A 14,429-nucleotide genomic window follows, 5' to 3' on the forward strand; every position below is an offset into this window, starting at 1 on the left:
TAGGTGCAGCGGATCTGCGCAGCCCCTAAGACTGGTGATCCTTCCACTGCCGATGTTGCTCGCGTAGTGCAGCTTCGATAGCGGTGAGCCGGGCAGTATAATCCAGTCCGTTTGGGCTCCTAGCGGCGACCTCGGCGGACGCGATGACGAGGCGCCACGCACCGTACTCGTGAAAAGGGTTGAGTCCGATGACGTTGCCGAGCGCGATGTCGCGGGGTTCCGGCGCGGACAACAGCCTTGCGAAGGCTGCTATTGCAGCGTTCATGTCCCAATCGGAGACGAAGAGCACCAGCGCGCATAGGGCAAGCAACGCCGGTGGCGCGCCTTTCCATCGATAAATTTCGGGCTGCCGCTTGCCGAAACCGATGCCGCCGTTCGCAGCGACGAAGATGCAAAGTGAGATCGCTGCCTCATAGTAGGGCTGGAGCTTGGTGACGTCGAACACCTCGCGCCCATGATTTTTCTGGGCGAGTTCGTTCGCCTGTCGCCACGTCGCGTCCTCGAACGGAATCAATCCGCCTTTCACCAGTTCGAACAGATGAAGGTGCTCTTCGGTGAACTGCTTTTTTGCGGCGGCTTTCCAGTCGAAGGCGGGCATCTCTGCTTGGGATGGGTGGAACTGCCAGCGCTGATGATGGGGATGGCGCTGAAGTGCATGGGCCCAGGAAATCGCCTCCTGCGGCATCGATACCGTGAAGCGGGTGGCGGATTTAAGATCGAAAAACCACTGCCGCATGTCTCGGATACGACGCTGGTCAAATATGCCTTGCTCAATGCCCTTGCATACCAGGAGGCGTATGGCCCTCGTCTCCGCGCTTTTTTCCGACCCGAAGTCGAGGAGGCTATCTTGGGTCGAACGAGTTTCATCGTTCCCGTGGAATTCGCAGAACGGATGGTGGGCGTCGCCGCCGTTGGGATCGACAAACCTGAAGTGGGCTTGCCGGAGAATTGCCCTGGACGCTCGCGACCTTGCGGAACGAACGATGTGAGCACCGAATTTTCCACACGATGAGCATTGGATGTCGGCGCGGATCGCATCGCCGAACGTGCTGAGAATTTCAGCCCCATCTTGGTCCTGACTTGGTTGGACGCCGATCATCAAGGTCGCGAGCTGGTCGACATCGAGTTCGCGCGCGAACCTTACTGAAAATGCAGTTGCTGGCATTTGCCCCCCAAGCAGATCGATCATTATGCGTCGGGCGAGCGACCGAGCGACGCGTAGTGTATTATTTAATCAGTATCAGGGACGACGGTAGTATCGGTTACGATTTCGAGCATTCCTTCTGCCCGCATTAGGTCGATTGCTAGGTTCAGCGCCTCGTTCTCCGTGTCTGTAAATGCCGCTGATTGGTGCCGGGAGGCAAGATCAACGCTCAACTCTTCGACCAGGCGGAGGATCATGTAAATATGCAGGGCATAGGATCTTCTTGCCAGCCCCTCATCAGTCTCCGGAAAATAGCGCGTCATATTTGTCGGGCCGGGCAGGTCATCCATTTCACCGACCCACGCGGTTGCGCTCTGGACGATGTCGGCCCCGGACACATGGGCAGCAGCGGAAAGTCCTCCATAGAGACGGCCGAGTGATTGTTCGAGGGCCGCGACATTCGGGGAGCCGTTGGGCTTTCGCCGGTTCGCACCAACTGCCTTGAGCTGCGCTAAGATCTCAAGTTCCTGGCGCAGCATCGCGTGCGCCTGCAGATAGCGCGCCTCGGCAATAGCTCTTTCGCAGGGCTCAAGGCCGATGACGAAGGCGGCGAACAGGGCATCGCGCTCAAAGGCGGTCTGGTCGCCCTCGACTACGGCGCCGTTGATGCGCAGAAGGCCGCTGGCGAGTGCGCCCGTCGCAAGCATATGGGCGTCGATCAGCCGTCCGTAGGCGGCCATCGACTTCGCTTTGGCTTGATCTCCATAAACTATCTGGACGGCATAGAGTGTGGCGGCTGGTTCGATCAGCGCCTGTTTGTGACGCTCGATGGCTTCTTCGTCGAGCGTCTCAGTCATCTGAGTTTAATGCCTTGAGGTCCGCAAGGAAGATCCCGCCAATTTCCATGGCCCGTTTCGCAGCGTCCGAGTCGACGTCCACGCCATGCGAGGCTTCGTTCATGACCCGTAGTGCGCCGAGCATCTGCTCGGTGCTGGCGGGCACCGGGCCGTGCCGTTGCAGGTCGCGCAGCATGTTCATGATGCCGACAGGGCGATCAAAGACGACGCGTCGTTCAGAGGCGAGGTCGCGGACCGCGCGTTCGATTTCGATGCGAAGCTTGACCACGGACATCAGCGGGAACTCCCTGGCGAACTCCGCCACGGTCGGGAGATCCTCTTCGAGCTGTGGTGGGAGCGCATGGGAGAGTTGATACTGAGCGACGCCCATCGGCTTGCTGGAGTCTCGCAGGGCGTATTCCACGATCACCTCGTTGCGCCCCTTGCACAAGATGATGCCGATGGTTGGCTTGTCATCCGGATGCCGCAACTGCTCGTCGACGGCCGACAGGTAAAAATTCATCTTGCCCGCGAATTCGGGTTTGAAGTCCTCGATCTTCAGTTCGATCACCACAAAGCAACGAAGGCGCAGATGATAAAATAGGAGGTCGAGGTAATAATCCTGCCCGCCGACCTCGAGATGGTATTGGCTGCCAACGAAGGCGAAGCCCTTGCCGAGTTCGAGGATGAGCGAGCGTAAATGCTCGATGAGGCCGCGCTCGAGATCGCGCTCCAGCATTTCAGGGCCGAGCGAGAGGAAGTCGAACGTATAGGGGTCTTTGAGAATCTGCTGGGCGAGCTCGGATTGCTCGGCGGGGAGGGTCCGCGAGAAGTTGGTCAGCGCACTGCCTTGACGGGTGAATAGATTGCTGCCGATCTGGTGCGCTAGGACGTTACGGCTCCAGCCGTGCTCGATCGCTTGGCGGGCATACCAGGCGCGCTCATCACGAGCCTTGACCGCGTCGAGAAGGCGGACGTTATGGCCCCAGGGCAATAGTGCAACAACCTGTTGCACAAATTCGCCATCGGGCCAGGCTTCGGCGAAAGCACGCATGTACTTCAGGTTTCGGGCTGAGAGGCCCGTCATTTCGGGAAAAGCCCGACCAAGATCGCCGGCGAGGCGGTCAATCACCTTGGCGCCCCAACCCTCGCGCTCCTGCCGGCCCAGAATATCGCGGCCGATAGTCCAATAGAGAAGGACCAGTTCGCGATTGACCGAGAGGCCGGCCCGGTGCCGTGCCGCCGCGATCTTTTCTTTCAGATCGCCGACGAAGGCCGCGTAGGTCTGCGCGTCGATTTCAACGGCAGGCTTGTCGATCTTGGCGCGACGAGGCGCAGGTTTGGAAGGTGGACGACTCATGCCGCCATCTTCATGCGCTTCTTGGCCAACATGGCGCGGACGAATTTATCCCATTTTGCCATCGCCGCGCGCTTCTCCGGCATGTAGTTCCATCGGTCATAGCTCTTGGAGCTGACGTCCTGCAGAGTGTGGTTCTGCAAGCGGTCCCGAATCTCCTTGGACAGGCCGGCTTTGCCAGCAAGTGTTTTCCATGTCCGCCTCAGATCGCGGTTTGTCACATATGGGATTACCTCACGATCTCGCTGGCGCCACATGAACGAATAGAGCGTTCCGTGGCTCACTGGCTTGGACGGATCCGTTGCCGAGGGGAAGAACCAGCCATGAGCGTTGGGTGTGATTGACTCGATGAGCTCCGCGGCAACTGTCGGCACTGGGATCGCGTGGGGCTTGCCGTTTTTAGTCTTCGACCAGTCGATGATGCGTTCTTTCGCGTCCCATTGATCGACGTGCAGGCGTGCGATCTCCTCGACACGCTGCCCCGTCAGCATCAGAATTCTGACCGCGCGGGTGTATGGCGGATGCACTGGGGCATCGGGGCATTCGAGCCAGCGGTAAAGACGGAGGAACTCATCCTCGTCCAGCCAGCGAGTTCCGACCTTCTTCGGTTCCGTCGGAATGCCCGCAGCCGGATTGTAGACCAGACGGAAGCGACGCGCGGAGACCGAGCGATAGTCGTGCTCGGATTTCAGGCCCCAGCTGAAAGCCGATCGGATGTAGCTTCGCACATGATCCGCCATCGAGCGCTTGCCGCGTTCATAGATGGGGCGGAGGATGGCCGTGATCTCGTCCGGTTCGATGTCGCGGGCAGGGCGATTCCGCCCGAGCGTGTCGGCAATCTTGTTGAGCCCTTTTTCTGCCTCCTTCCAGGAGGGCTTTCCCGCGTCCTTGAGATAGGCGACATACGCTTCGAAAAGATCAGCCACGGTGCCGGCCCGCGTGTCGCCGGCGATCTTGATGCTGCGGCCCTTCTGGATCATGTCCGCGAAGTCGCGCTTGAATACCTCTCGCGCCTTGCTGAGCGGCATCGAAGGATATGACCCGAGCTTCTTTTTGATGCGTTTCTGATCGCGCCACTGCTGTGCCATCCAGTCGGCCGTGACGCGGGTTGGCATTGGCTTCATCACAAGGACGAGGCGCCCCGTTCCATGTCCTTCGCCATCGACGAGGCTAACCTGTTTTCCGGTCTGTTCGACCTCTTTCAGGGCGCGGCGTATTTCTCCATCGGTAAGGCTTGGCACTGGGGTTCTCCATCGGCTTCCTAGTGGGGTCGCCAGACGGATTTGTGGGGTCGGCGACTGGGGTCAAAAAGGGCTTTGATCCCCCTAAAACCGACCCCAATATGCCACGATATCCCACTGTACGACAACCCCAAAAAGCGTTGTGAATCAGCGGTATCCAGCGTGATCCAGCGTGATCAAAAGAAGCGAGTGGGATGGTTATGCACCAGGATCAGCGCGGTGGAGCCGAGGTCGATCGCCTTGCGGATCACTTCGCGGGTGTAGATCGCCGCTTCGTCCACCGACCCGTCGCCCATATGTTCGTCGCGGATCAGCATGTTGCGGCTGTTGAGATGCAGCACGCGCACGCGCTCCACGTTCAGGAACGCCATGTCGGCGCGCAGATAATCGAGCAGCGCTTCCCAGTTCGACAGCACCGGCTGTTCCACGACTTGTGATTTCAGCAACCTCAAGGTCGCCGCCTGCACGATCTTGATCGCCGCGACGCTGGTCTCGCCCATGCCCGGTTCGCGCTCCAGTGCCTTCCAGTCCGCGCTCAGTACACCGCCGATCCCGCCGAACCGCCGCAGCAGCGCCTTGGCCAATGGCTTGGTGTCCCGCCTGGGAATCGCCAGCGCCAGCAGATACTCGATCAGCTCATGATCCAGCAGCGCATTCGGCCCGCCGTCCCGCATCCGCTCCCGCATCCGCGCCCGGTGGCCGATGCCGTCATGTGCCGGGCCTGCCGGTGCGTCGCCTTCGCTCATGCGTCTGGCGTAGAGAGCGGCTTATTGCCTCGCAAGGATATTTCCCTGTGGTCAGACGTTGTTCATGCGTTACGGGTTGTACATAACAGCGTAGAGAACAGCCGGGGTTGCGCAGGGATGGACGGTGACATTGGGGACGAAGCGATCGAATCGCGCCCCGCCCGCCGTCGCGCGTTACTACGCTGGGCGATGGTCGTCACCGGCTTGCTTGTCCTGCTGCTGCTCGCCCTCTGGACGCAAAGGCAGCCGATTGCCGAAAACTTCATTTCCCGCGAACTGATGGCGCGCGGCGTCCGCGCCGATTATCAGATCGTGAAAATCGGTTTGCGCACGCAACGGATCGAAAACCTCGTGCTGGGCGATCCGGGCCGACCGGACCTGACCGCGGAATGGGCGGAGATCGACTTGTCCTTCTCCGGACTGTCGCCTCACGTCGTTGCCGTCCGCGCAGGCGGCGTCCGGATGATGGGCGCGCTGCACAAGGGCATTCTCACCCTCGGCGAAGTCGACCGGCTGCGCGCCACCGATTCGACTGCGCCTTTCAGCCTGCCCGACATTGCGCTCGGCCTGCGCGACGCGCGGATGCGGCTCGACACCGACTATGGACAGCTTGGCCTGAAGCTGGAGGGCGATGGAAATCTGCGTTCCGGCTTTCGGGGCAAGCTTGCTGCCATGGCCCCGCAACTCGCAATGGCGGGCTGCGGCCTTACCAACGCCAGCGCGTGGCTGAACATCGCCATCCGCGAGGGCCGCCCACAATTGCAGGGACCAGTGCGCGGCGCGGCTCTGGGCTGCAAGGATCTCGGCATCGGCATCGCGCAACCGGTCTTCACCCCCGATGTCACCCTGTCCGCCACGCTCGACCATTGGACCGGCCATGTCGACATCAACGCCTTTTCCGCAAAGGCAGCTGGCCTGACGCTGGTAAAGCCCAATGGCCGCATCGCGCTCGACAGCGACGCAAGGCGGACGCAAGGCCAGATCAGGCTTGCCGCAGCAGCGTTCGACCAAGGCACCGTCCGCCTCGCGCGCACCGAACTGACCGGAGCCTACTCCGTCGCAGGGGCCGACGCGCAACTCAACGGCGCTCTGTCCGGAGCGCGGCTGGCGCTGACCGGACCCGATCGCCTCGCCGGAGTACGCGCCGCCACTGCAGGCACGCCCGTCGCGCCGCTCGCCGTCCGCCTGACCGACGCCGTTACCGCAGCGGGCCGCGACAACCGCATACAGGCAAGCTTTAGCGTCCTCCAGAAAGCAGGCGTGGGATCGGCCACGCTCACTGCCGCAGACTTCACCAGCCGCAGCGGCGTGCGCGCGGGCCTTGGTCAGGACAGCCGCGTGACTCTTGGCTGGCCGAAGCCGGGTGGCGGCCTGAACTGGGCGTTGAACGGCAGCGTCACCCTGGGCGGCGGCGGACTTCCCACCGCCGCGCTCCGCCTCGCGCAGCGCGCCAGCGGCGGCTTCGGCGGCCAGTTGTTCATGGACCCCTACACGGCGCCAGGTGCGAGCCTTGCGCTCGAAACCGTCCGCTTCTCCGCGGCCCCCGCAGGCGCAACGCATTTCGCCACGCAGATGCGTCTCACGGGTCCGTTGAGCGGGGGTGCGATCCGTGACCTCGTCCTGCCGATCGACGGGCAAGTCGCCGCTAACGGCACGCTCACCGTCAACGCCCGCTGCACGCCCATCAGCCTCGCCAGCCTGAAATATGGCAGCCTTACGCTCGGTGCGACTCGCGCATCACTCTGCCCGGAAAGCGGTGCGTTGCTCGCTTACGGACCGTCGGGCGTGTCGGGCGGGGCGCGGATCAATGCGCTGCGCCTCGACGGAAAGCTGGGCGGTAGCGATATGCGCTTGTCTGCTGATCGTTTCCGCGGTTCGCTGGCCGCTCGCAGCTTCGCCCTGGATAACGCGCTGCTTCTGCTTGGCACCGCGCAGTCGCCGGTCCGACTGGGCGCGGCCGCCTTCGCCGGGAAGATCGACGCGCACGGCCTGTCCGGCACCATGGCCAACGCCAGCGGGCGGATCGGCGCAGTGCCGCTGCTCGTGGGCGACGCGGCGGGCCGCTGGAACTACGCCGCCAATACGCTCAGCGTGAACGGCAATTTGACGCTGACGGATGCGCAGACGCCGGGAAGGTTCGAACCGCTGATCAGCCGCGACTTCACCCTTGCGCTGCGTGACAATCGAATCACGGCAAAGGGCAGCCTCCTCGAACCGAAGACCGGCGCACTCGTCGCCCGCACCGACATCATTCACGCGCTGGGAACAGGGCAGGGCAGGGCCGATCTCGACGTTCCCGGCATCACCTTTGCGCAGAACCTCCAGCCCGAAATGCTCACGCGCCTCGCACTCGGCGTCGTCGCCAATGCGCGCGGCACCGTTACCGGTAAGGGGCAGGTCCGCTGGACCGGCAGCAACGTCACCAGCGACGGTGACTTCCGCACCGACAACCTTGATTTCGCCGCTGCGTTCGGACCCGTCACCGGTTTGTCAGGCAATCTGCATTTCACCGATCTCGTCGGCCTCGTCTCCGCGCCCGGACAGCTTGCCCGAGTGAAGAGCGTCAATCCCGGCATCGAAGTGACCCAGGGCGAAATCCGCTACCAACTCCTGCCCAACCAGCAGATGCGAATCGAAGGCGGCGAATGGCCGTTCGCGGGCGGGCAACTGAGCCTGCTGCCCACCACGATGGACTTCAGTGCCGACAAGCCCCGCAACCTTGCGTTCCGCGTCGTCGGCCTCGACGCCGGGGCCTTCATCCAGACGCTAGAGCTGGAAAACATATCGGCCACCGGCACCTATGACGGCCTGCTCCCGATGGTGTTCGACGAGAGCGGCGGGCGAATCGTCGGCGGCGTGCTGGCCGCGCGGCAGATCGGCCGCGCGCCGCTTGTCCTCTCCAGCACGAAGGATCTCAGCATCACCTGCGATCCCGCGCTGCAGGGCGGCACGCTCGCTTATGTCGGGCCAGTGTCGAACGAACAGCTTGGCGTGTTCGGCAAGATGGCCTTCGATGCGCTCAAGAACCTGCAATATAAGTGCCTCACCATCCTGATGGACGGTGCGCTTGATGGCGAACTGGTGACGCAGGTGTCCTTCAACGGCGTCAATCGCGGCAAGCTCGGCGACGCGCCCGCCGGTATCGCGCGCAGCTTCATCGGCCTGCCGTTCCTCTTCAACATCCGCATCGAAGCGCCATTCCGCGGCCTGCTCAACAGCGCGCAATCCTTCGTCGATCCAAGCGGCCTCATCCGCAACAATCTGGGCGATCAATATGCGCCCGTCACGACCGTTGCGCCGAAAACTTCGATAGGGGTTGCCGTTCAGCCTGCCGAAAGCGACAAGAGCGTAACGAAGGACAATAAATGAAGACACACAGCATCATTGCCTTGGGCCTGACCGGCCTGTCTGTTGCGGGCTGCATACAAGTGCGCGCGCCGGACAAGCCGATCGAAATCAACCTCAATGTGAAGGTGCAGCAGGAAGTGGTCGTGCGCCTGCAACGTGACGCACAGGATCTTATCCAGAATAACCCGGAGTTGTTCCCACAATGACACGCACATTCTTCCTTCTCGCCGCCGGCGCTGCCATCGCGCTCACCACCGGCCTCGCCCTTACCGCGCCCGCGCGCGCGCAATCGGGTGCCGTAGCAGGCGCAATCGCCAGCGGGGCCGTGGGCGAACAGTCGGACGGCTATCTCGGCATCGCCGGTTCGGTCTCGGCCGATATCCGGTCCGAAGTCGATTCGATCAACATCAAGCGCCGCGCCGCTTATACCGACCTTGCGGGCAAGCGCGGCGTGACAGTTGCGGACGTCGCCGCGGCCACCGGCTGCCAGACGCTCGCCAATCGCGTGAAGTCCGGCCAGGCATATCGCATCGGCACAGGAGCGTGGCAAACCAAGGGCGCAGGGGCGATTGCGCTTCCCAGCTACTGCGCAACGGCGGGCTGATCGGGCTTCACGGAGCGGCTTTGCCGCCGCGCCGACCAAGCGCCTTCAACTACGGTTGACTTGAAGGAACACCCTTTCTAAACGGGCCGCGCCTTGACGGGTGCAGCGTCTGGCGTTCATGGCCATCTTGTGCCGCTCATAGATGATGCGGTTCAGGAGGTTAGGATGGCTGACAACGGACCCGTGGAAGACCCTGTCGGGGAAGATGCACGGATCACGTCGCTACAAAAGCGGCTGGCACGCGCGGAACACGACGAAAAGGTCAGGATTGGCAGCACGGAACAGCGGGCCGACGACGGAACCCGCATGGGCAACCGGGTGCTGGCGGAACTGATCGGCGGTCTTGTCGGCGGTGCGGTAATCGGCTGGGTCTTGGACCGGCTGATCGGCACTACCCCCTGGCTCCTGCTGGTGTTCCTCTTCATGGGGATCGTCGTGGCCTTCAGGAATATCATACGAATTTCGACGGGGCGTCCAAAGTGATGAGGGCGCTCTTGTCATAGGTACAAGCTAAGGTTTCAGGGGTCTTTCGCGTGGCACAATCCGGCAAAATTGACCCGATGCACCAGTTCGCGATCGAACCATTGTTCGGGACCGATCATCTGGCCATCGGCGGCTTCAATATCGCCTTCACCAACAGCGCCTTGTATATGGTCGCTGCGGCTGTCGTGCTGTGGATCTTCATGATCGGCGGCATGAAGCGCGAACTGGTGCCCGGTCGCTGGCAGGCCGCTGTCGAGAGCATGACGGGTTTTGCCCGTAACCTGCTGATGTCGAATGTGGGAGAGGGCGGCAAGCCGTTCATTCCCTACGTCTTCTCGCTGTTCATGTTCATCCTGCTCGCCAACCTGCTCGGGCTTCTGCCGCTGGGCCTGTTCGGCCTGCATCCCTTCACCTTCACCAGCCATTTCACCGCGACCGGCATATTGGCGATCCTCAGCTTCTCGATCGTGCTGATTGTCGGCTTCTGGAAGCATGGCTTCCACTTCTTCTCGCTGTTCGTGCCCAGCGGCACGCCCGCGCTGATGGTGGTGCCCCTGTTCTTCATCGAACTCATCTCCTTCATGGTGCGTCCGTTCAGCCTTGGCCTGCGACTCTTCGTCGCGATGACCGCCGGGCACGTTCTGCTCAAGGTGCTCGCCGGCTTCGTCATCAACAGCAGCAATGCAGGCGTTGGCCTTGGCGTCACTGTCGGCCTCTCCAGCTTCGTGCTGATGATCGGCATCAGCGCGCTCGAAATGCTGGTCGCCGTGATCCAGGCCTATGTGTTTGCGCTGCTGACTTCGGTCTACATCAACGACGCCGTCAACCTTCACTAATTTCCGTTACGTTTATCCAAGTTCAATAAAGGAGTTATCATTATGGACGCAGAAGCCGCAAAGCTGCTCGGTGCAGGTCTGGCCGCAATCGGTGCAGGCATTGCCGCCCTCGGTGTGGGCAACGTGTTCAGCTCGTTCCTGGAAGGCGCACTCCGCAATCCCGGTGCCGCTGACAGCCAGCAGGGCCGCCTGTTCATCGGTTTCGCCGCAGCCGAACTTCTCGGCTTGCTGGCATTCGTTATCGCCATGATCCTAGTGTTCGTGGCCTGACAATAGAACGACCTTCCGCCTTTCCGGTCTGACCGGGGAGGCGGAAGGTCGGTTATGCCCCAAATAATTCGGGCGGAGTTCTCATGCCTCAAATCGCGCAGATTGCCGAAACCTATTCCTCCCAGATCTTCTGGTTGTTGCTGACGTTCGGCTTCGTCTTCTTCGTCATCGGTCTTGGCATGGTGCCGAAGGTCGAGGCCGTCGTGGAACAGCGCGATGCGAAGATCGGTGGCGATCTCGCCTCGGCAAAGGCGGCTTTCGCCCGCGCCGATGAGATCGAAGCCGACTATCGCAAGCGGGATGCGGACGCGCGCGCCGCCGCCCAGCATCTTCTGGCCGAAGCCAAAGCACAGGGCGCCAAGGAAACCGAAGCCCGCGTCAAGGCCAGCGACTCCGTCCTCGCGGACAAGATCGCCGCCGCTGAAGCAGAAATCCGCGCCGCCAGCATCTCGGCCATGACCGAGATCGAAGCCGTCGCCGTCGAAGCGGCGCAGGAAATGGTGGCAAAGGTATCGGGTAAGACGCCCGACGCCGAAGCGACCCGCCAGACAGTAAAGGCAGCATTGGTCCATGGCTGAGTCCGCACCACATGCCGAAGCACCGCACTTGAACGAGGCCATCCACCAGGAAGGTCTGGAGCCGGCCGGCACCGTCGCGCATGAAGGCGTGGCGCCGCACACCGATCCGCAGGCGCTTGGGCTGGACGCGACCGCATGGGTCAGCCTCGCAATGGCCTTCTTCATCGCGATCCTTCTCTGGAAGAAGGTTCCTGCGCTGATAACCCGCGGTCTCGACAACAAGATCGCCGCCATCCGCGCGCAACTCGACGAAGCCGCCAAGCTGCGCGCCGAAGCCGAGGCGCTGAAGGCCGAATATGAGGGCAAGCTCGCGGCGATCACCCGCGACGCCGAAACCATGCGCACCCATGCGCAGGAAGAAGCGAAGCAGGTCATCAGCGACGCGGAAGCCAACGCCGCGACACTGATCGCCCGCCGCCAGAAGATGGCCGAGGACAAGATCGCCGCCGCCGAACGCACCGCCATCGCTGACATCCGGGCCAAGGCAGTGCAAGCCGCCACCTCCGCCGCAGCTACCCTGATCGCTCGGGGCCACGACGCGAAGGCGGACAAGCCGATGATCGACAGCGCGATCAAGGCTCTCGGCCCGGTCGTCTGAGCCTGCTTGCCAAGATGGATTGAAGAGGCCGGGGTGATACCCGGCCTTTTTCGTTAGTTGCCAGAATTCCTGATCCGCCGTTTCGCCTTGCTCATTCCCTTTCCGCTTGGTTCACATTCTCACTCCGTTCGCCCTGAGCTTGTCGAAGGGTTCTGCTGAGCGCTAGCGAAGCACCTTCTCTTCGTTCAGGCGGGCCCTTCGACAGGCTCAGGACGAACGAGGGTGAGGTAGTACGGGGATAACAAACAAACGTATCCGCACCTTTGCAACTCCCCGCCCGCTGCCCTATCTCCCCCACATGTCGCAGCCCCAGTCCCCCGACCGTTTCAACGAAGACAAAGCCAGCTACACCGTGCGCGGCTCCGACACGCCGGATATCGATGCGGGCGTGGAAGCCATCCGCAACGTCCTGAAAACGCTCCCCACGCGCCCCGGCGTCTACCGCATGCAGGATGCACGCGGCGACGTGCTCTACGTCGGCAAGGCCCGCGCCCTCCGCAATCGCGTCACCAACTATACGCAGGTCGATCGGCTCCCCCGCCGCCTGCAACGCATGGTCTCGCAAACTCGCTCGATGACCATCGTCACCACCAACAGCGAGGCCGAGGCGCTGCTCCTTGAAGCGCAACTCATCAAGCGCTTCCGCCCGCCGTACAATGTCCTCCTCCGCGACGACAAAAGCTTCCCCTTCATCCTCCTGCGCGAAGATCATACCTATCCGCGCATTCAGAAGCATCGCGGGGCGCGCAAGGCAGTCGGCAAATATTACGGCCCCTTCGCCAGCGCAGGCTCCGTCACCCGCACGATCAATGCGCTGCAAAAGCTGTTCCTGCTGCGAAGCTGCACCGACAGCTTCTTCGCCAACCGCTCGCGCCCCTGCCTGCTATACCAGATCCGCCGCTGCTCGGCCCCCTGCGTCGAGCGGATCACCCCCGATGCCTACACCGAACTGGTGCAGGATGCAGAGGATTTCCTCGGCGGCAAATCGACCAAGGTGCAGCAGAAGCTGGGCACCGCGATGCAGGCCGCGTCCGACGCGATGGATTTCGAACAGGCCGCCGTCATCCGCGACCGGCTGAAAGCGCTGACCTTCATCCAAGGGTCGCAGGCGATCAACGCCGAAGGCTTGGGCGATGCCGATATCTTCGCGCTCGCGACCAAGAACGGCGCGATGTGCATACAGGCGTTCTTCATTCGCGGCGGCCAGAACTGGGGCCACCGCAGCTTCTTCCCGATCCACACCGCCGAAGTCGAGGAAGCCGAAGTCCTCGCCAGCTTCATGGCGCAATTTTACGAAGAAGTGCCGCCGCCCAGGCTCATTCTCGCCGACCGCCAACCCGCCGACTGCGAACTCATCGCGCAGGCGCTGACCGAGCGAGCCGGCTCCCGCGTCCGCATCGAAATGCCCCAGCGCGGCGACCGCACCCGCCTCATCAAGCAGGCGCAGCGCAACGCCGTCGAAGCACTAGACCGCCGCCTCGCCGAAACCACGACGCAGACCAAGGTGCTGCGCGACATGACCGAAGCCTTCGGGCTGGAGGCGATCCCGAACCGCATCGAAGTCTATGACAACAGCCACATTCAGGGCACGAATGCGCTCGGCGCGATGATCGTCGCGGGACCGGAGGGCTTCCGCAAATCCGCCTACCGCAAATACAACATCAAGAACCCGGACACCGCACCCGGCGACGATTTCGCGATGATGCGCGAAGTCTTCGAACGCCGCTTCGGCCGCGCCCAGCGCGAAGACCCTGATCGCGAAACCGGTGAATGGCCCGACCTCGTCTTCGTTGACGGCGGCAAGGGGCAACTCAGCGCCACCCGCAATGCGCTGGAGGAAATGGGCGTCGAGGACGTGACGCTGATCGGCATCGCCAAAGGCCCGCATCATGGCCGCGAAGGCCGCGAAGTCTTCCACATGCTCGACGGCCGCGAAATCACCTTCCCGGTCAATGACCCCGTGCTCTTCTACCTCCAGCGCCTGCGCGACGAAGCCCACCGCTTCGCCATCGGCGCCCACCGCGACAAACGCAGCAAGGCGATCACCGTCAGTTCTTTAGATGAGGTGCCAGGCATCGGCCCCGCGCGCAAAAAGGCGCTGCTGATGCACTTCGGCACTGCAAAGGCAGTGAAGAGCGCGGCACTGGAGGATTTGCAGAAAGCGCCGGGCGTGTCGAAGGCGGTGGCGCAGCAGGTGTATGATTATTTCCATGGTTGAGGGGTGGGATATCTGCTCTCCCGAATAGGTGGGTACGGTACGGCGGTGAGCGACCCAAGCAAGTCATTTAGCGCTTAATGTTGGCCTCCTGGTATCGGACATTCCGCTCATCGTCCGCCTCTCCACAAGCCGGGTCATAAAAGCCGATGGCACCGTTGAGAGGTAGCGCC

Annotated in this window: 13 protein-coding genes and 1 pseudogene; 9 read left to right on the forward strand and 5 right to left on the reverse strand. The window is 62.4% G+C overall.

The features are described from left to right. Positions 1 to 25: 25 nt before the first annotated feature. From C1T17_RS06985 to C1T17_RS07005, 5 genes and pseudogenes are all read right to left on the reverse strand, one after another. Positions 26 to 1,189, reverse strand: a complete 1,164-nt coding sequence (locus C1T17_RS06985; protein WP_223262842.1) for a hypothetical protein — start codon at positions 1,187 to 1,189, stop codon at positions 26 to 28. A gap of 41 nt (positions 1,190 to 1,230) precedes the next feature. Next, positions 1,231 to 2,001, reverse strand: a complete 771-nt coding sequence (locus C1T17_RS06990) for a hypothetical protein (RefSeq protein WP_104952827.1) — start codon at positions 1,999 to 2,001, stop codon at positions 1,231 to 1,233. Next, positions 1,994 to 3,340, reverse strand: coding sequence for a YhcG family protein (locus tag C1T17_RS06995; protein WP_104952828.1), 1,347 nt, complete (start codon positions 3,338 to 3,340; stop codon positions 1,994 to 1,996). The genes C1T17_RS06990 and C1T17_RS06995 overlap by 8 nt, the downstream gene beginning before the upstream one ends. Beyond that, on the reverse strand, positions 3,337 to 4,317 hold the full coding sequence (locus C1T17_RS07000) for a tyrosine-type recombinase/integrase (protein WP_223262843.1): 981 nt from the start codon (positions 4,315 to 4,317) through the stop codon (positions 3,337 to 3,339). The genes C1T17_RS06995 and C1T17_RS07000 overlap by 4 nt, the downstream gene beginning before the upstream one ends. A gap of 449 nt (positions 4,318 to 4,766) precedes the next feature. Next, positions 4,767 to 5,324, reverse strand: a pseudogene (locus C1T17_RS07005) (JAB domain-containing protein); the annotation flags it as partial. 117 nt (positions 5,325 to 5,441) lie between these two features. Here C1T17_RS07005 and C1T17_RS07010 point away from each other — a divergent pair. The 9 genes from C1T17_RS07010 to uvrC all read left to right on the forward strand — a co-directional run bounded on the left by C1T17_RS07010 (position 5,442) and on the right by uvrC (position 14,259). Continuing rightward, the gene (locus C1T17_RS07010) at positions 5,442 to 8,693 is read left to right on the forward strand and encodes a YdbH domain-containing protein (protein WP_104952831.1); all 3,252 of its coding nucleotides are present in this window, start codon (positions 5,442 to 5,444) and stop codon (positions 8,691 to 8,693) included. Further along, on the forward strand, positions 8,690 to 8,878 hold the full coding sequence (locus C1T17_RS07015; protein ID WP_104952832.1) for a YnbE family lipoprotein: 189 nt from the start codon (positions 8,690 to 8,692) through the stop codon (positions 8,876 to 8,878). The genes C1T17_RS07010 and C1T17_RS07015 overlap by 4 nt, the downstream gene beginning before the upstream one ends. Next, complete coding sequence (locus tag C1T17_RS07020; protein ID WP_104952833.1) at positions 8,875 to 9,276, forward strand: YdbL family protein; 402 nt, start codon at positions 8,875 to 8,877, stop codon at positions 9,274 to 9,276. Before C1T17_RS07015 ends, C1T17_RS07020 begins: the two co-directional genes overlap by 4 nt. A 165-nt stretch (positions 9,277 to 9,441) precedes the next feature. After that, positions 9,442 to 9,759 (forward strand): AtpZ/AtpI family protein, encoded by a 318-nt coding sequence (locus tag C1T17_RS07025; RefSeq protein WP_104952834.1) that lies wholly within the window; start codon positions 9,442 to 9,444, stop codon positions 9,757 to 9,759. 77 nt (positions 9,760 to 9,836) lie between these two features. After that, a complete protein-coding gene (locus C1T17_RS07030; RefSeq protein ID WP_189338533.1) occupies positions 9,837 to 10,595 on the forward strand; it encodes a F0F1 ATP synthase subunit A in 759 nt (252 codons plus the stop codon). Positions 10,596 to 10,637: 42 nt separating this feature from the next. Next, positions 10,638 to 10,865, forward strand: a complete 228-nt coding sequence (locus C1T17_RS07035; RefSeq protein WP_104952836.1) for a F0F1 ATP synthase subunit C — start codon at positions 10,638 to 10,640, stop codon at positions 10,863 to 10,865. 83 nt (positions 10,866 to 10,948) lie between these two features. After that, complete coding sequence (locus C1T17_RS07040; RefSeq protein WP_104952837.1) at positions 10,949 to 11,443, forward strand: ATPase; 495 nt, start codon at positions 10,949 to 10,951, stop codon at positions 11,441 to 11,443. After that, the gene (locus C1T17_RS07045; RefSeq protein ID WP_104952838.1) at positions 11,436 to 12,041 is read left to right on the forward strand and encodes a F0F1 ATP synthase subunit B; all 606 of its coding nucleotides are present in this window, start codon (positions 11,436 to 11,438) and stop codon (positions 12,039 to 12,041) included. Before C1T17_RS07040 ends, C1T17_RS07045 begins: the two co-directional genes overlap by 8 nt. 298 nt (positions 12,042 to 12,339) lie before the next feature. Next, positions 12,340 to 14,259, forward strand: coding sequence for an excinuclease ABC subunit UvrC (uvrC, locus tag C1T17_RS07050; RefSeq protein ID WP_104952839.1), 1,920 nt, complete (start codon positions 12,340 to 12,342; stop codon positions 14,257 to 14,259). Positions 14,260 to 14,429: the final 170 nt, after the last annotated feature.

The sequence above is a fragment of the Sphingobium sp. SCG-1 genome, from assembly GCF_002953135.1.
Classification (GTDB): Bacteria; Pseudomonadota; Alphaproteobacteria; order Sphingomonadales; family Sphingomonadaceae; genus Sphingobium.

What these genes read in the sequence shown, in the direction of transcription:
- C1T17_RS06985 (WP_223262842.1), bottom strand. Translation starts at nt 1,189, where the DNA reads ATGATCGATCTGCTTGGGGGGCAAATGCCAGCAACTGCATTTTCAGTA.
- C1T17_RS06990 (WP_104952827.1), bottom strand. Translation starts at nt 2,001, where the DNA reads ATGACTGAGACGCTCGACGAAGAAGCCATCGAGCGTCACAAACAGGCG.
- C1T17_RS06995 (WP_104952828.1), bottom strand. Translation starts at nt 3,340, where the DNA reads ATGAGTCGTCCACCTTCCAAACCTGCGCCTCGTCGCGCCAAGATCGAC.
- C1T17_RS07000 (WP_223262843.1), bottom strand. Translation starts at nt 4,317, where the DNA reads ATGATCCAGAAGGGCCGCAGCATCAAGATCGCCGGCGACACGCGGGCC.
- C1T17_RS07010 (WP_104952831.1), top strand. Translation starts at nt 5,442, where the DNA reads ATGGACGGTGACATTGGGGACGAAGCGATCGAATCGCGCCCCGCCCGC.
- C1T17_RS07015 (WP_104952832.1), top strand. Translation starts at nt 8,690, where the DNA reads ATGAAGACACACAGCATCATTGCCTTGGGCCTGACCGGCCTGTCTGTT.
- C1T17_RS07020 (WP_104952833.1), top strand. Translation starts at nt 8,875, where the DNA reads ATGACACGCACATTCTTCCTTCTCGCCGCCGGCGCTGCCATCGCGCTC.
- C1T17_RS07025 (WP_104952834.1), top strand. Translation starts at nt 9,442, where the DNA reads ATGGCTGACAACGGACCCGTGGAAGACCCTGTCGGGGAAGATGCACGG.
- C1T17_RS07030 (WP_189338533.1), top strand. Translation starts at nt 9,837, where the DNA reads ATGCACCAGTTCGCGATCGAACCATTGTTCGGGACCGATCATCTGGCC.
- C1T17_RS07035 (WP_104952836.1), top strand. Translation starts at nt 10,638, where the DNA reads ATGGACGCAGAAGCCGCAAAGCTGCTCGGTGCAGGTCTGGCCGCAATC.
- C1T17_RS07040 (WP_104952837.1), top strand. Translation starts at nt 10,949, where the DNA reads ATGCCTCAAATCGCGCAGATTGCCGAAACCTATTCCTCCCAGATCTTC.
- C1T17_RS07045 (WP_104952838.1), top strand. Translation starts at nt 11,436, where the DNA reads ATGGCTGAGTCCGCACCACATGCCGAAGCACCGCACTTGAACGAGGCC.
- uvrC (WP_104952839.1), top strand. Translation starts at nt 12,340, where the DNA reads ATGTCGCAGCCCCAGTCCCCCGACCGTTTCAACGAAGACAAAGCCAGC.